We start from the raw sequence: 14,286 nt of genomic DNA, 5'->3' as shown, positions 1-14,286 counted from the left end.
GGTTTGGTTCTCCCTTCCGTGTAATACATGGTTTAGGATTATCCCTCACAATTTGCTCTAAAAACCCAAGTTTCATCGGTTACTGACGGGGAGCGAATTAAATCATAGTCAAATAAAGCCCTTTGACCAAGTAATACACGGTTGTCCCTAGCTCAAAGGTTTGGAGTTTATCTATTACCTTTTCTTATCAATTTATTTTTTCCAAAAAACAAAATAACTGTATTCAAGAATACAGCTAATTAAACAAAAATCTGATTTTTAGTCTGTTCCTCAGAATGATTGCAAAACTTTTCGGTCTACTGACAGTCAATCACACGGGCAATAGCAGAGAAATCCCGTACTGTACGCTTGCCAATTCATATCACCGAACAATTGAACAAAATTAAGAAGGTACAGCGAGAATTATTTCAGACACTGGGTCGTTCAGCCAGTGTTGTAGAAATTGCTGAAACTTTAGACTTACAACCAAGTCAGATTAGGGATTTTCTCAGCAGTTCAAAGCAGCCAATTTCTCTAGATGTAAAGATTGGAGATAACCAAGACACAGAACTTAGCCAACTTTTACCAGATGAGGGCATATCTCCAGACGAACATATCACCAAAGAACTTTTACGCCAAGACATAAATAGTTTATTAGAATCACTTAAACCGACGCAACGTGAAGTATTAATTTTGCGTTTTGGGTTAGAGAACGATGAAGAACTAACTTTAGCTCAAATTGGAGAGAAATTGAATGTCAGTAGAGAACGAGTTCGTCAAATTCAACAGCAAGCAATCACTGTTCTACGTCGTCAAAAACCTGAAATTAAAGAGTATTTAGTTTCCTAAAGGACGCTAAAAGTTAATATTTTAGCGGGCTGAATTTGGTGAGAAGTGGGGATCTAATCCAGGATTTGAAAGTTTATTTTAACCGGAACTTGCGTGTTTCTAAAGCTCAAGATTCTCTTGTGCCGAATGCCAAAATCTAGCGATACTGACCCGCTTTTTCTCCTCTTCAACCCTGTAGACAACACGATATGGTTTAAGAATAAGCTGACGAATATTAGGGTCGTCAAACTCAGGTACTTTCTGACCAATAAATGGAAATTGACTTAACTCCCTACTTTTTTCGGCGTTGCATAATAGAGGGATGAATCCAGCACAAGTACTATGCAATGTTTATACTGTAATTATCCTGATGTCAGGAAGAATGGTAAGCGACGAGGTAAACAAAATTACATTTGTGTAAACTGCGATCGCCAATTCATCGATGTCTATAATCCGCCAAAAGGATATTCTGATGAAGTTAAACAAGAATGTTTAAAGTTGTATGTTAACGGTATGGGATTTCGGGCAATCGAGCGTTCTACAGGAGTTCATCATACAACAATTATTTATTGGGTTAAACAAATTGGTCAACAACTTCCAGATGCACCACAAGAAGATGAAATTCCAGAAGTTGGAGAGTTAGATGAACTAGAAACTTTTGTTGGGTCAAAAAAAAACAAAATTTGGTTGTGGACAGCAGTCAATCATTTTCGTGAAGGAGTTTTAGCTTGGGTTCTGGGAGATCATAGTGCAGAAACATTTCAACCACTGTGGGAGATTGTTTGCTGTTGGCAGTGCTATTTTTATGTCACAGATGGATGGAAAGTTTATCCCAGTTTTATTGATTCAGGAGACCATATTGTGAGCAAAACCTATATGACTAGAGTTGAAGGAGAAAATACCCGTTTACGTCATTACTTAGCACGCTTACAGACGCTCCTAACGTCGCTACCGCTTCGCTATCGCAAAACATTATGTTATTCCAAATCAGTAGATATGCTTAAACACTCAATTCGCTTATTACTTCACTATTTAAAGTATAGGGAAATACCCGTGTTTAACTGATTCATCCCGCATTTATGCAACGCCTACAGATGAAATGCACTACACCTAAAACCTTGGTGCTGATAACCTTTATCCGGTAAGGCTTTCAACCTTAGCGTAAGTTTCTGTACGATTGCTACTAAAACGCCTTCCACGAACTGATCTAATAAAGCGGCAAGTGCCATTTCTGGACTTTTGATATAAGTCACAGTTGCCAGCACGACTTTCTCTCGCACAGAGGAACCACGTCCACAAAGCTGGCGCAATGCTCCAGACATCGGACTGTAGATATAGTGGTGTAAGTCGCTAGAGTAGAAAAAGTAATTAATTCCTCTGTCAAAAGCGTAAAGGGTATCTTCGCTGGAGATGCTACCGCCGCCACCTAGACCGAGACAGCTGACCGTTAAATCAGTCCGCCCCAGTTTACGGTAAAACGGTAAATCCGACTCTGGGAATTTATCTGCTGCATGGCTAACTTCGCTTGCTGAGGCTGCTGGCGGCGCGAGATCAGTTAGTTTCATAGATTTAACGGGGTGTAGATGTCTTCAGAGTTGGCATTGAGGTAGGCACGCTGCCAGTCAATCCCTAAAATAGAGAAGTGTTGGCGAATAAATGCCATTCGAGCTTCTGGAGATTCATCCCCTTTTTGTCTAGCTGACAGCAAGCCATTGGCAACAATTTGACAGCGATTCATCCCAAAACTTTCAGACTCAGCAAATTTGAAATCTGGTTCTTCTGCTAAAGCAAGTCCAGGCGCAAGTAACTTTGTAAATAGGGGTACTTCTGTGCGAAAGTACGATCGCTTTTCTGCATAAACACTTTTTAGGACTTGCCGGATTGCTTGATAATTGCTTTTCTCAAAGTAGAGAACCCCACTGTCATAGCGTCCATAATCAGAAGGGTTGTATAGGACTTTAAAGGCAAAAGGAATTCTGATTTGGTTTAATTGCCGTGTCAGGCTTTCCATAAGTGCGATCGCACCTTCAGGTGTGAAGTTAAAGTAAACTCTAACTGTCTGAGGATGAGTGTCTGGGCCAGCATTGCTTACCGCCATGTAAAACCCGTTTTGAACTAGATTTTTGGGCATCCGGATGGCAACTAAGTCGCCTTCAGCAGCAAATTTTTCAGCTTGTTGTAGATGTTTTTCGCGCTCAATATGCAAAGTCAAACCACCCTTTGTCACGGCGAGGCTATTATCAGATTCTTGCCGCAACACCTGCCAACCTGGGTCAAAGTAGCCTTCTCCGGTATTGCTTTTATGCAGGCGATCGTAAAACTCTAGGTCTACTCCCAGAAAAGTATTGTTTTCTAAATTCTGCTGAAGTGCTAGGTTATCTGAACTTGCATTTGCTGCTAAGGCAGCTTGCATCGAGCCGTTGTAATAGATACCGTAGAGAAAACTTTGCAGTTGTAGACTCAAATACTTATTTTGAAGCTCCAATGGTATTCGTTGAAAACGAGTTACTACCTCAGCAGGAATTTCAAAGAGTTTGTAAGCTGGATGGGTAATACAAAAATTTGACTGGATCTGAACATTGTTGGCAATATCTTCCAGAGAATCCAGCACTCGATCTGGCACAGAAGCTGCTAGTTGACTTGGAACAGAATCTAGTAATTGCATAAGAGTTTGGGTGTAACTAAAAATAATTAAGTAAGGCAGTGAGTTCAGATTCTGACACGCCAAAAACTGTCGGGATTGATTGTTCTGGGCGGCACAACAAAGACTTGGCAACCTGAAGCATACAAATACCCGTATTACCAAAGGATTTTTGGTATTGGAGCATTGCCTGAATTTGTTGAATTAAGGCAAGACCAGAAAATTGCACAACTCGTTTCAAAAAATCAGGGCGGTGCTCTAAAATTTCTGGAAAATTACCAATATAAGCTTGAGTAAGGGCTGCAATAGAAGGCTGAATCACTTCAAGCGGTGTCATCGCTAGGCGCAAGGATTCTTCGATATTGATCGCTTTGCTAACAACCAAACTACCAAGCCAAAATTGTAGATAACTGGCAATGAGCATTCCTAAATCGAATGCAGGATCTCCCCAAGCGCCGCGTTCCCAATCTATCAATCGAATAATACTATGATTCGATTGCTCTGCTTGAGAAATAGTTTGCTCCCAATCGTTGTGCAAGAGAATGTTGTTCAGCTTTAGGTCATTGTGCGTTAGACAACAAGCCTCGAAAGCGGTGGTGAGTTCTGCGATCGCTTTTCCCAGGCTATCGTATCGTTGATAGAGAGCAAAGAATTTAAAACCATCTGCGGGAATCAGACCAAAAACTTCAGGACTAATCCGTTCTAGCCCAAGATTAAAGTTAAAAGCTTGTTCACTAGATACATCCTCAGATTGCTGAGAAAAAAATTCTTGATATTTTTGACAGTTGAATGTAGCACGATGGATTGTAGCTAAAGTTGTGCCGATTGAAGTTGCGATCGCGGTTGGAAAAACATTCTCCTTTGTATAGAAATCGGCTAGATCGAGATAGTCATTGAAGTAGTTAAAAATAATAACAGAATGCTCTGCATCAAAATGTAAAGCCTCTGAAAGCATTAACTGGATGTGACTGAGTTCAGGAGTTTCTTGAAAGAACTGATAAATTAGCCATTCACTCAAAAATTCACCCGCAGTTTTCCCTTCTCGATCGTGACGCTCCTGTTTTACTAGCAGTTGGCGATTATCTTGTAAGCTCACTAATAGATTAAAGTTTTTGGCATCTTTTAGCTCGACTTTGCTTAAAGCTTGCTCTTTTTGAACAAATAAATTCTTGTTAAGTAAGTACTCTAAAACGTTTTCAGAACTTAATAAAAATGTCACAACTAAAACTCCCTTTAAATGTATTACACAAGGCTGATTACATAGATAATTCTTTTTTGAAACTTCATTAGCTTTAATCTGCTAGGGCGTTCAATGGATATTAGTTCTAACACACCAAAAATTTAAGATATTGGGTATGTCAGCCCGTGGGATAACATACCCTAATCGCGTAGCATTCAGTTATTAATTGAATTAAGTTAATTTTTATTTACGATTATCCCACCAGCGTTTAACAGCACCCGCTGCTCCAGCTATACCAGCAGCACATTGCTGAGAGGAACGAGCAGCAGCATACCCAATTCGGAAGCAAATAAGAGTAGACCCTCCATTGACTTTGACAAGTTCGTTGTCACCTAACTCACTCATGTAACTTTCAGAATCAGAAAATAGATCGGAACCAGTAGGACGCAAATCAGAAATGTTGATAGTAGCCATTGAATTTTTCCTCTTAGATAAAGTTGTTTTGAATTGTGATTAGCTGTGTATTGCTTAATCACATTTCCATCTTCGGAGATTCAATCTATAATTTCAAGACTTAAAAACTTCTTGTTGATGCATAATTCAATGAGTTATGTTTTAATTATTCAAATATTTAATATTTAAAAATAAAAGTACTTTTATCTGAAAAAATACAGTGCAGTAACGCGTTATGACTCCGAATTAGGCAATTTGAAACTGAAGCTATGTTTTTTGTTTTATATAGTGCTGTTTTTACCTTGTCACACCACCAAAGCCTGAAAAGCCACACTTGTGACTGTTTCCCCGATTCTTGTAAAGCTTTGTAACGAGATGTGGAATTCCCGGAGTTTTGATTCAGAGAAGTAACAGAGGTTCTCAAGGATGATCCAGATTAATTTCTATCTGGGCATTGCAAGTTATACCAGGAGGAATTGCTGTGGACAAGCAAGGTCTATATTTAACAGCGTTTCAGCGCAAGCTTCTATTGAAAAGTCTAGAAACAGATTTACGTCCAGAATACCGTCGTCGCATTGAAATTATGTTGTTGGCAGATGCAGGCCAATCTCAGACTCAAATTTGTGAAGCTTTAGGATGCTCTCAGGAGACGTCGCGGCACTGGATTACTATGGCCCAAACAGGTCAGGCTCACCATTGGAGCGATCGCCCGATGGGTCGCCCCAAGACAGTGAATGAGCAATATCTTGTTCGTTTGCAAGAACTGGCAAGTCATAGTCCACGTGAGTATGGCTATTCATTTCAAAGCTGGACAGGGCAATGGTTAAGCAAGCATTTGGCAAAGGAACTGGGGATTAAGGTTAGCAGTTGTCACATCAACCGTTTGCTCAAGGAAATGGGGCTTTCTACTCGACCAAAAGACAACACCACTGAGAAAGAAACATCAAATCAACGGGATTCCGGCATTAAGATTGGCGATTTGCCATCGAACGTCCAACCTAGTTTCTTGTGGCAATTCAGTTTGATGAAAACCAGTAATTAATTCTGCACCTGGAAAGCTATGATTCAGAATAAATCTACGTTTCAAAAGCAACAACTAGGTCAACAACTCACCCAAATTTTGGGTCAACCTCTTTCAGAACAAGAACTTTCAAATTGCTTTCAACAAATTGAAATCCTAGAACCAAATGCAGGTAAACTGTTTTGGCAAGCATCAGACGCTACGGTTGGTATTTATATCATCCTGGCGGGTAAAGTCAGACTGCTCAATACCACAGATAACTTAATCGCTTCATTGGGTGTGGGAGCATCATTTGGTGAGATAACCTTGTTTCCAGAGTCAGGCTTTCAGCCTTACACTGCTAGAGCTTCGGTAAATCTCAAAGTTTGCTATATTCCGGGAGATTGTTTGCGATCGCTCATCCGCAAGTATCCCGCGATCGCAGAGCATCTTCACTCTTCAGCAGTACTTTGGGATCTACTGGTGTTATGTCGTCAGATTCCTTGCCTTGCCAATGCTCCTGTAGAAGCATTGATGCAAATATTACCATTACTCGAACAGCATAATCTCCAAATTGGCAAACTCCCATCTTCTTTACTCAAAGACCAGCAACTTTGGCTACTGCGGCGAGGAGAACTATTACATACATCAGGATGCAAGCTTACTGTTGGGAATATTTATGCTGTTGAACAGTTACCCAAAGAACGTACTTGGCAGGTGACTCAACCAAGCCAAATCTACAGCCTCAGCCGTTCTCATTGGGAAAGCGCGATCGCAAAAGAGCCACAACTGGCTGAACTGATTAACTCTAACACCCCACTTGGAGATGGAAAGACGAGGAAAGAAGACACGGGGATGCAAAGACAAAGGAGGCGGGTTCCAATTGACGCGCCTGCCGTGGACACCCGAACACCAATTCCTAATTCCCAATACTCAAGTTCCCGAAAAAAAATCAGTAAGGCTTACTTCCCAAACCCAACTGTAAAAATCGGTCATTTTTGGCAACGCATCACCCGGCGATATCCATACTTTGAACAGCAAAGCGCCTCTGACTGTGGTGCAGCTTGCTTGGTGATGGTTGGGCGTTACTGGGGCAAGCGTTTTAGTATCAATACATTGCGAGATATTGCTAATGTTGACCGCAATGGGGCATCACTACGAGGTTTAGCTGCTGCGGCTGAAAGTATTGGGTTTTCAACTCGACCTGTAAAAGCCAGTCTCGACAAACTTGCTCTACAAAGCCTACCTGCTATTGTGCATTGGGAAGGAAGACACTACATAGTCGTCTACGAAGTAACAGGCGATCGCGTTATCGTTGCAGACCCTGCTATTGGTCAACGTACCCTCTCTCATACAGACTTCAAAGCGGGTTGGACTGGGTATACTTTATTAATACAACCTACCGCCCTACTTAAAGATGCAAAGGAAGCCAGCACTCCTTTTTGGCAGTTCTTTGAATTAGCTAAACCTCACTGGTTGGTGTTGTTGGAAGTGTTTATAGCTTCTATCCTGCTTCAAATTTTTGGACTGATCACACCGCTATTTACTCAGTTATTGTTAGACCGAGTAGTTGTACAACGCAGCGATCTGACATTAACAGCTGTAGGGATAGGATTACTCATCTTTAGCCTATTCCGAGTCGCCATGACTGGACTGCGGCAATATCTTCTAGACCACACAGCTAACCGAGTGGATCTAGCTTTGATTGTAGGTTTTATTAGCCACACCTTCCGCTTACCCTTGAACTATTTCGAGTCTCGTTACGTGGGAGACATCATTTCCCGTGTACAGGAAAACCGCAAGATTCAACGTTTCCTCACAGGTGAAGCACTCTCTATCGTTCTTGATTTACTAACAGTATTCATCTACGTAGGATTGATGTTCTGGTACAGTTGGAAAATGGCACTGCTTGTGTTAGTGATTGTGCCACCATTCGTATTACTGGCACTCATTGCCACACCCTTCTTACAGCGTGTTTCTCGTGAGATTTTTAGTGCTTATAACGAAGAAACTGCTTATTTGATTCAATCTCTCACTGGCATCCGCACTGTCAAATCTATGGCAGTTGAGCAGTCTGTGCGTTGGCATTGGGAAGAACTTTTTGGCAAGTCAATTAAAAAGAACTTTTCCGGGCAGGTTATTGGTAACACACTACAAATATTTAGCTCTGGCATTGAAGCTGTAGTAACCACAGTATTACTGTGGTTTGGGGCATGGCAGGTGATACAAAACGAATTAACGATTGGGCAACTTGTTGCTTTTAATATGTTGTTGGGGAATGTGATTAATCCTTTTCAGCGGCTGATTATGCTATGGAATGAATTGCAAGAAGTGCTGATTGCTGTTGAACGCATTAATGATGTGATTGACGCTGAACCAGAAGAAGATTTGCACTCGTCATCTCGGCAATCTTTGCCACCAATTCGCGGTTACATTGCCTTTGATAAAGTAACTTTCCGTTACCATCCAGAAAGCGATGTCAACACACTAGAAAATATTAGTTTTGAAGTACGGCCAGGGCAAATGATAGCGCTGGTTGGGCGTAGTGGTTCGGGAAAGACAACGATTTCCAAGCTGGTATTGGGGCTGTATCCTCCTACAGAAGGGAAGATTTTGATTGACGGGTATGATACAAGCAGCCTTTCATTGCGATCGCTCCGTTCTCAAATTGGTGTCGTTGACCAAGATACTTTTCTCTTTGGTGGTACGATTCGGGAAAACATTAGTTTAGGTTATCCCGAAGCAACTTTAGAAGAGGTAATAGAAGCAGCGCAACAAGCGGGAGCGCATGAATTTATTAAAGAATTACCGATGAGCTATGAAACACAAATCGGTGAGGGGGGAGGAACCCTGTCTGGTGGACAAAGACAACGACTAGCGATCGCCCGTGCCCTTGTAGGAAATCCCCAACTGCTAATTTTAGATGAAGCCACCAGCAGTCTTGACGCTGAATCTGAACGTATCATCCAGACTAACCTCAACAAAATTCTTCAAGATAGAACAACACTGGTGATTGCTCATCGCCTTTCAACAGTACGCAATGCTGACAAAATTTTGGTGTTAGATAGAGGTCTTTTGGTTGAAAGTGGAACTCACGATCAATTAATGGCTAAACGCGGTCACTATTTTTACCTTAATCAACAGCAACTTACCATAGCAGTTTGAACTAAAAAGCCCCTTCATTTTTCGTTCCTTAGCTTTGCTAGAAACCAGAAAAATCCAATATTTGAAATCCAAAATGGTATGACCAATTATGCCAAATGAATTTACTAACCAAGAGCAGTTCAGTCAGAACGGTCACTACCCTAGTAGTCAACCGGACTTGAAAGACTCCAAAAAAACACCATCATCACGAGAGTCAAAATCTTATGCACCTTTGGGTGAAGACTGGTCTTCTTTAACAAAAGAACTGATTGATACCTTACCACGGATTTGGACACGCGGCTTGTTGTATTGGCTAGTAGTATTTGCTGCGATCGTCTTACCTTGGGCAATGCTATCCAAAGTAGACGAAACAGGTAGCGCCAGAGGACGACTTGAACCCCAAGGGAGAACTGTGAGATTAGATGCACCCGTTACCGGAAAAGTTACAGCCATCAAGGTAAAAGAAGGCCAAACTGTACTTTCAGGGCAAACTTTACTGGAATTAGAATCAGAATTAACTCGTACTGAACTGCAACAAACTCAGGCAAAACTTGAGGGTCAACAAAATCGAGTTAATCAGCTTCAGCTATTAAAAAATCAACTGGAAATGTCTTTACGCACTCAGCAATTGCAAAATCAAGCTCAAGAATCTGAGCAACTTGCTCAACTCGACCAAATACATCAAAAATTTAATTCCAGTAAACAAGTATATGCCCTAGAAGTTGGTCGCATTAAGCTAGCTAAAAACGAGGTACAACGTTATCAATATCTTTTGCAAAAGGGCGCTATTGCCAAAAGTAAATTAGAAGAAATAGAAGGTGCGATGTTTGAGCGCCAAAGACTTTTAGAACAAGCTCAATCAGATATTCAACAGGCTAATACCGAGATTGCTAAACAGCAAAGCACCAATCAACGTATTAGACGCACAGGTGAACTTGCAGTTTTGGATAGTCAGAAACAACTCAAAGAACTCCAAGCTCAAGTTGTAGATTTACAATCAGAAATTTCTCAAACTAAAAAGCAAATCCATTCTTTACAATTTCAATTACAACAGCAAACACTCCGCGCTCCGATTGCTGGCACAATTTTTCAGTTGTCTATCAATAACGCTGGGACAGTCGTACAACCAGGGCAGATGATTACTCAGATTGCACCTAATGGAGTACCTCTGATATTCAGAGCACAGATGCCTAGTCAAGAAAGTGGTTTTCTGCGTGTAGGAATGCCAGTGAAAATTAAATTTGATGCTTATCCTTTCCAGGATTATGGAGTGATAGAAGGCAAACTCCACTGGATTTCACCAGACTCCAAAGTTGTGGAAACTGCCCAAGGTAAGATAGAAAACTTTGAATTAGAAATTGCAGTGCCGCAGACTTATATTCAAAGTGGAAACAAACGTATTGCTTTAACGCCTGGTCAAACAGCAACTGCTGAGGTAATTGTTCGGCAACGCCGTATTGTTGATTTTGTATTAGATCCGTTTAAAAAGTTGCAAAAAGGTGGTTTTAAACTTTAAAAGTAAGGAATTATCAAAACTTTCCTCTTTTCTCTTTCATTTTTAAGATTGTCAAATTCAAATTTATTGATCGCTAAGGAGTTCTACTATGTTAGAAGTGGCAACTGTTTCTCTAGACGAAATTCTCAATCAAATCAAGATTTCATGTCAAATTCCTTCTGTGATTGAAGGTATTCTTACTCGCAAGATTATTTCACAGACGGCACAAGAGATTGGTATTGAAGTGGAGCCAGAAGAACTACAGCAAGCGGCAGATAACTTGCGTTTGATGAACAATTTGACTAGTGCTGATGCTACTTGGTCATGGCTACAAAAACATAGTTTATCTCTAGACGAGTTTGAAGAATTAGTTTATTACACAGTAATTTCCTCAAAATTAGCTCAATATCTGTTTGTAGATAAAGTTGAACCTTTTTTTGTAGAACATCAGATTGATTATGCTCAGGTAGTTATGTATGAAGTGGTATTAGATGATTTTGATTTGGCTATAGAACTGTTTTACGCATTGGGTGAAGGTGAGATGAGTTTTCATGAAATTGCTCATCAATATATTCAAGATACAGAACTACGTAGAAAAGGAGGATATCGAGGGATATTAAGCCGTGCAGATTTGAAACCAGAAATTTCTGCTGCTGTTTTTGCGGCAACTCCACCGCAAGTTGTCAAACCAATATTGACATCCATTGGGGCACATCTGATTTTGGTTGAGGAAGTTATTGAGCCACAATTGGACGAGATGTTGCGCTTAAAAATTCTCTCCGACTTGTTTTCTCAATGGTTAAAGCAACAAATTGAGCCAATTTCTGGTTTTGCCGCTACTTTTATGGAGAATTAATAGTAAAACAACATCTGTCAAATAAAAAATTATTTGTCGTCGTTAACATATTAGTGTCGCTCACTTGATGGAAGAAAGCTAAATTAAGCTTGATCAAGGATTAGCCCATTATACGCAAACAGCATAAGTCTTTTTTATTTGCCGTTGTTCCAAGAAATCCAAAGTGCTACAGCCTAGTAGGGGTAAAGACAAGATACGCGCAAAATTTATCACGACGTAAAGTTTTGTAACAAATTTACTCAAAAGCCTAAATTTAACTTTTCCTCTAGTGCTGGTGGAATCGCATCAAAATCAATCAGATAATCACCAAAACGCTTGATGTGACTGGTTAAATAAGGACTCAAAGCCGCTAAATCTTCTCGCTCCCAGAAAAAACCTTCAATTCTTATAGGACTTACGCAAAAGTACACGCTGTAGGGGCAATTCATGAATTGCCCCTACGTGAAAATAAGGGTTTCGGTTATTGTTTGCGTAAGTCCTGTCTTAGCTGAAGCAAAACCTCAGTTAAATCAACCACATTATGGAAAATAACAGCATTAGCTACTAAATCACCGTACTTAATCGTCTTCTCTTGCTGTTCAGGGTCATTACTAGCAATCACCCCTTCTCCTCCAAAACAAAACCATTTAGAAAAGCCATTATAAGCTTCTACTTTATTAGTCATTGCTGTAATTTGTTGACCATTTTTTGAATTCAAAATTCAAAATTCAAAATTCACTTAGGAAGAATAGAATAATTTTGAATTAATAAATTCTGGGTACAAGCCCCCACTGATTCAAAGAATCAGTGGTCTACAATCAGTGGCGGGTTTCAGAGCAAGCACTGATTGTCTTTAATTTTGAATTGATAATTTTGAATTTTGAATTCCCCGAAGGGGTTGGGGTATGAGTATCATCAGATGCTGTTGGCGAAATATTTCTTCACATTTGAAAACCCTAGAAATGCTAAAGCGAGCAGACGTTGAGGAAAATGGGATGATGTTAATCAACAAGCATCTACCATCACCTGCGGTGAAGGAGGAATTGAGTGATTCAACCGCAAGCCATAGACCCCATTCCAGAAGAAACAGTGCGTGTGGCTCGTGCCGCTTTCCCAAAAGGCAATCTATACATGACTATGAGGGATGAAATCGGTACTCTCTACAATGACCAAGATTTTGAAGCACTGTTTCCAACACTTGGCCAACCCGCTTTTAGTCCTTGGCGGTTAGCTTTGGTGTGCGTCATGCAATATATTGAGGACATGACTGACAGACAAGCCTAGTTATGCAGTTCGCAGTCGAATTGATTGGAAGTATGCACTCTCCCTGGAATTAACAGATCCAGGCTTTGATTTTAGTGTACTCTGCGAATTCAGAATCAGATTAATTTCTGGAAGTGCCGAACAGAAATTACTGGATATATTGTTAAAGCAATTTAAAGAAAAAGGAATTATCAAAGAGAAAGGAAAACAGCGCACCGATTCAACCCATGTATTGGCAGCAATTCGTAACTTGAATCGTTTGGAAAGCGTAGCCGAAACTTTGCGTGCAGCATTAAACGCAGTGGCAACGGTCGCCCCAGAATGGTTGCGCTCTTGGGTTCCCCATGAGTGGTTTGAACGTTACGGACGTGCGCTAGAAGAGTACCGTTTACCTAAAGGAGTTGCGGCTCGATATAAATTAGCTGAAACTATTGGTAATGATGGTATGCGGCTATTAATAGCCATATACGAACAAGAAACGACACCTCAATGGCTGCGGCAAATACCAGCAATAGAAATTCTCCGCCAAACTTGGGTGCATCAATACTATATAGATTATACAAATCTAAAAGATGATGAACCTGGTAAATTATGTTGGCGTAGCGCAACAGACTTACCTCCGGCAGGCCAGCATTTTGACTCTCCTTATGATACTGATGCCCGTTACGGTAACAAACGCACCACAACCTGGACTGGTTATAAGGTACACATCACGGAAACTTGTGATGCTAACGATGTCCATTTAATTACAAATGTGGAGACGACCCCAGCCCACCTGTCCGATGTAGACCAAACACAACCAATTCATTTATCTCTGGAAGCCAAAGGCTTATCTCCAAAAGAACATATTGTAGATGCAGGATACGTAGATAGTGAATTACTGGTAAAAAGTAAAATTGATTTTGATATAGAACTTATTGGCCCAGTACGCCCAAATGTTAGCTGGCAAGCGAAAACGCCTGGTGGGTATGACATAAGCAAGTTTACAGTTGACTGGTTAGCAAAAACAGTTACGTGTCCTCAAGGACAAAAAAGTACAACTTGGACTCCTGCAATTGATAATTGGGGTAATTCAGGAATTAACGTGAAGTTTCCCTCCAAAGTCTGCCGCCGTTGTGATTTTAGGCATTTATGTATCAAATCAAAAAGTGAAAGTGAGCCAAGAAAATTAAGATTGCGCCCAGAAGAAGAACACCAGATCCTTCAAACTATCCGTAAACAGCAGGATACTGATGAGTGGAAAGAGCGTTACAATACCCGTGCTGGTGTTGAAGGAACTTTGTCGCAAGGAATAAATGCTTTTGGTTTACGGCAAGCACGTTACCGCAATCTGCCCAAAGTCCGATTACAGCACCAAATCACCGCTGTTGCCATCAATGTTGTTCGCATGGTTTCTTGGTTAAATGGTATACCTCACGCCACGACCAGAACATCGCGGTTTGCTGCACTAGCTGTCACGTAAAGACAA

9 protein-coding genes and 4 pseudogenes are annotated in these 14,286 nt (G+C 40.7%); 7 read left to right on the top strand and 6 right to left on the bottom strand.

Going from position 1 to position 14,286, the window contains the following annotated elements:
- Positions 1-303 precede the first annotated feature (303 nt).
- Positions 304-828, top strand: a pseudogene (locus tag CDC33_RS35915) (sigma-70 family RNA polymerase sigma factor); the annotation flags it as partial.
- A 99-nt stretch (positions 829-927) separates the two neighbouring features.
- Here CDC33_RS35915 and CDC33_RS35910 read toward each other — a convergent pair.
- Positions 928-1,155, bottom strand: a complete 228-nt coding sequence (locus CDC33_RS35910) for a type II toxin-antitoxin system RelE/ParE family toxin (protein ID WP_109013281.1) — start codon at positions 1,153-1,155, stop codon at positions 928-930.
- Here CDC33_RS35910 and CDC33_RS35905 point away from each other — a divergent pair.
- The gene (locus CDC33_RS35905; protein ID WP_109013280.1) at positions 1,150-1,872 is read left to right on the top strand and encodes an IS1 family transposase; all 723 of its coding nucleotides are present in this window, start codon (positions 1,150-1,152) and stop codon (positions 1,870-1,872) included. The two genes, CDC33_RS35910 and CDC33_RS35905, sit on opposite strands and share 6 nt — an antisense overlap.
- Positions 1,873-2,000: 128 nt before the next feature.
- On the opposite strand, the pseudogene CDC33_RS35900 reads toward CDC33_RS35905, so the two are convergent.
- The 4 genes and pseudogenes from CDC33_RS35900 to CDC33_RS35885 form a co-directional block, all read right to left on the bottom strand.
- Positions 2,001-2,372: pseudogene (locus CDC33_RS35900) on the bottom strand (aldo/keto reductase); the annotation flags it as partial.
- The gene (locus CDC33_RS35895; RefSeq protein WP_109013279.1) at positions 2,369-3,472 is read right to left on the bottom strand and encodes a T3SS effector HopA1 family protein; all 1,104 of its coding nucleotides are present in this window, start codon (positions 3,470-3,472) and stop codon (positions 2,369-2,371) included. The pseudogene CDC33_RS35900 and the gene CDC33_RS35895, both read right to left, overlap by 4 nt.
- Positions 3,473-3,488: 16 nt before the next feature.
- Complete coding sequence (locus CDC33_RS35890) at positions 3,489-4,667, bottom strand: phosphotransferase (protein ID WP_109013278.1); 1,179 nt, start codon at positions 4,665-4,667, stop codon at positions 3,489-3,491.
- A 204-nt stretch (positions 4,668-4,871) separates the two neighbouring features.
- Complete coding sequence (locus CDC33_RS35885) at positions 4,872-5,102, bottom strand: hypothetical protein (protein WP_109013277.1); 231 nt, start codon at positions 5,100-5,102, stop codon at positions 4,872-4,874.
- Between the two features lie 460 nt (positions 5,103-5,562).
- Between CDC33_RS35885 and CDC33_RS35880 the strand changes: the two genes are divergently transcribed.
- The 4 genes from CDC33_RS35880 (at position 5,563) to CDC33_RS35865 (ending at position 11,576) form a co-directional block, all read left to right on the top strand.
- Entirely contained in the window at positions 5,563-6,123 is a 561-nt protein-coding gene (locus CDC33_RS35880; RefSeq protein WP_244919542.1) for a helix-turn-helix domain-containing protein, read from the top strand.
- Positions 6,124-6,141: 18 nt separating this feature from the next.
- Positions 6,142-9,246 carry a peptidase domain-containing ABC transporter gene (locus CDC33_RS35875; protein ID WP_109013275.1) on the top strand — a complete coding sequence of 1,035 codons (3,105 nt, stop codon included), beginning with the start codon at positions 6,142-6,144 and terminating at the stop codon, positions 9,244-9,246.
- An 88-nt stretch (positions 9,247-9,334) separates the two neighbouring features.
- Positions 9,335-10,741 carry an HlyD family type I secretion periplasmic adaptor subunit gene (locus CDC33_RS35870; protein ID WP_109013274.1) on the top strand — a complete coding sequence of 469 codons (1,407 nt, stop codon included), beginning with the start codon at positions 9,335-9,337 and terminating at the stop codon, positions 10,739-10,741.
- A gap of 88 nt (positions 10,742-10,829) precedes the next feature.
- Positions 10,830-11,576: a peptidylprolyl isomerase gene (locus CDC33_RS35865; protein ID WP_109013273.1), complete on the top strand. Its 747-nt coding sequence runs from the start codon at positions 10,830-10,832 to the stop codon at positions 11,574-11,576.
- Positions 11,577-11,815: 239 nt separating this feature from the next.
- Here CDC33_RS35865 and CDC33_RS42060 read toward each other — a convergent pair.
- Positions 11,816-12,276: pseudogene (locus CDC33_RS42060) on the bottom strand (Tn3 family transposase); the annotation flags it as partial.
- A 329-nt stretch (positions 12,277-12,605) separates the two neighbouring features.
- On the opposite strand from CDC33_RS42060, the pseudogene CDC33_RS35850 reads away from it, so the two are divergent.
- A pseudogene (locus tag CDC33_RS35850) lies at positions 12,606-14,280 on the top strand (IS1182 family transposase).
- Positions 14,281-14,286 lie beyond the last annotated feature (6 nt).

The organism is Nostoc commune NIES-4072 (assembly GCF_003113895.1).
GTDB classification, from domain to species: Bacteria; Cyanobacteriota; Cyanobacteriia; order Cyanobacteriales; family Nostocaceae; genus Nostoc; species Nostoc commune.
The sequence above is the reverse complement of the archived record's forward strand: the minus strand, read 5'-3'. Positions and strand labels throughout refer to the sequence as shown.

Coding starts and splice junctions, on each gene's coding strand:
- CDC33_RS35870 (WP_109013274.1), top strand. CDS start 9,335: ATGCCAAATGAATTTACTAACCAAGAGCAGTTCAGTCAGAACGGTCAC.
- CDC33_RS35885 (WP_109013277.1), bottom strand. CDS start 5,102: ATGGCTACTATCAACATTTCTGATTTGCGTCCTACTGGTTCCGATCTA.
- CDC33_RS35865 (WP_109013273.1), top strand. CDS start 10,830: ATGTTAGAAGTGGCAACTGTTTCTCTAGACGAAATTCTCAATCAAATC.
- CDC33_RS35895 (WP_109013279.1), bottom strand. CDS start 3,472: ATGCAATTACTAGATTCTGTTCCAAGTCAACTAGCAGCTTCTGTGCCA.
- CDC33_RS35905 (WP_109013280.1), top strand. CDS start 1,150: ATGCAATGTTTATACTGTAATTATCCTGATGTCAGGAAGAATGGTAAG.
- CDC33_RS35875 (WP_109013275.1), top strand. CDS start 6,142: ATGATTCAGAATAAATCTACGTTTCAAAAGCAACAACTAGGTCAACAA.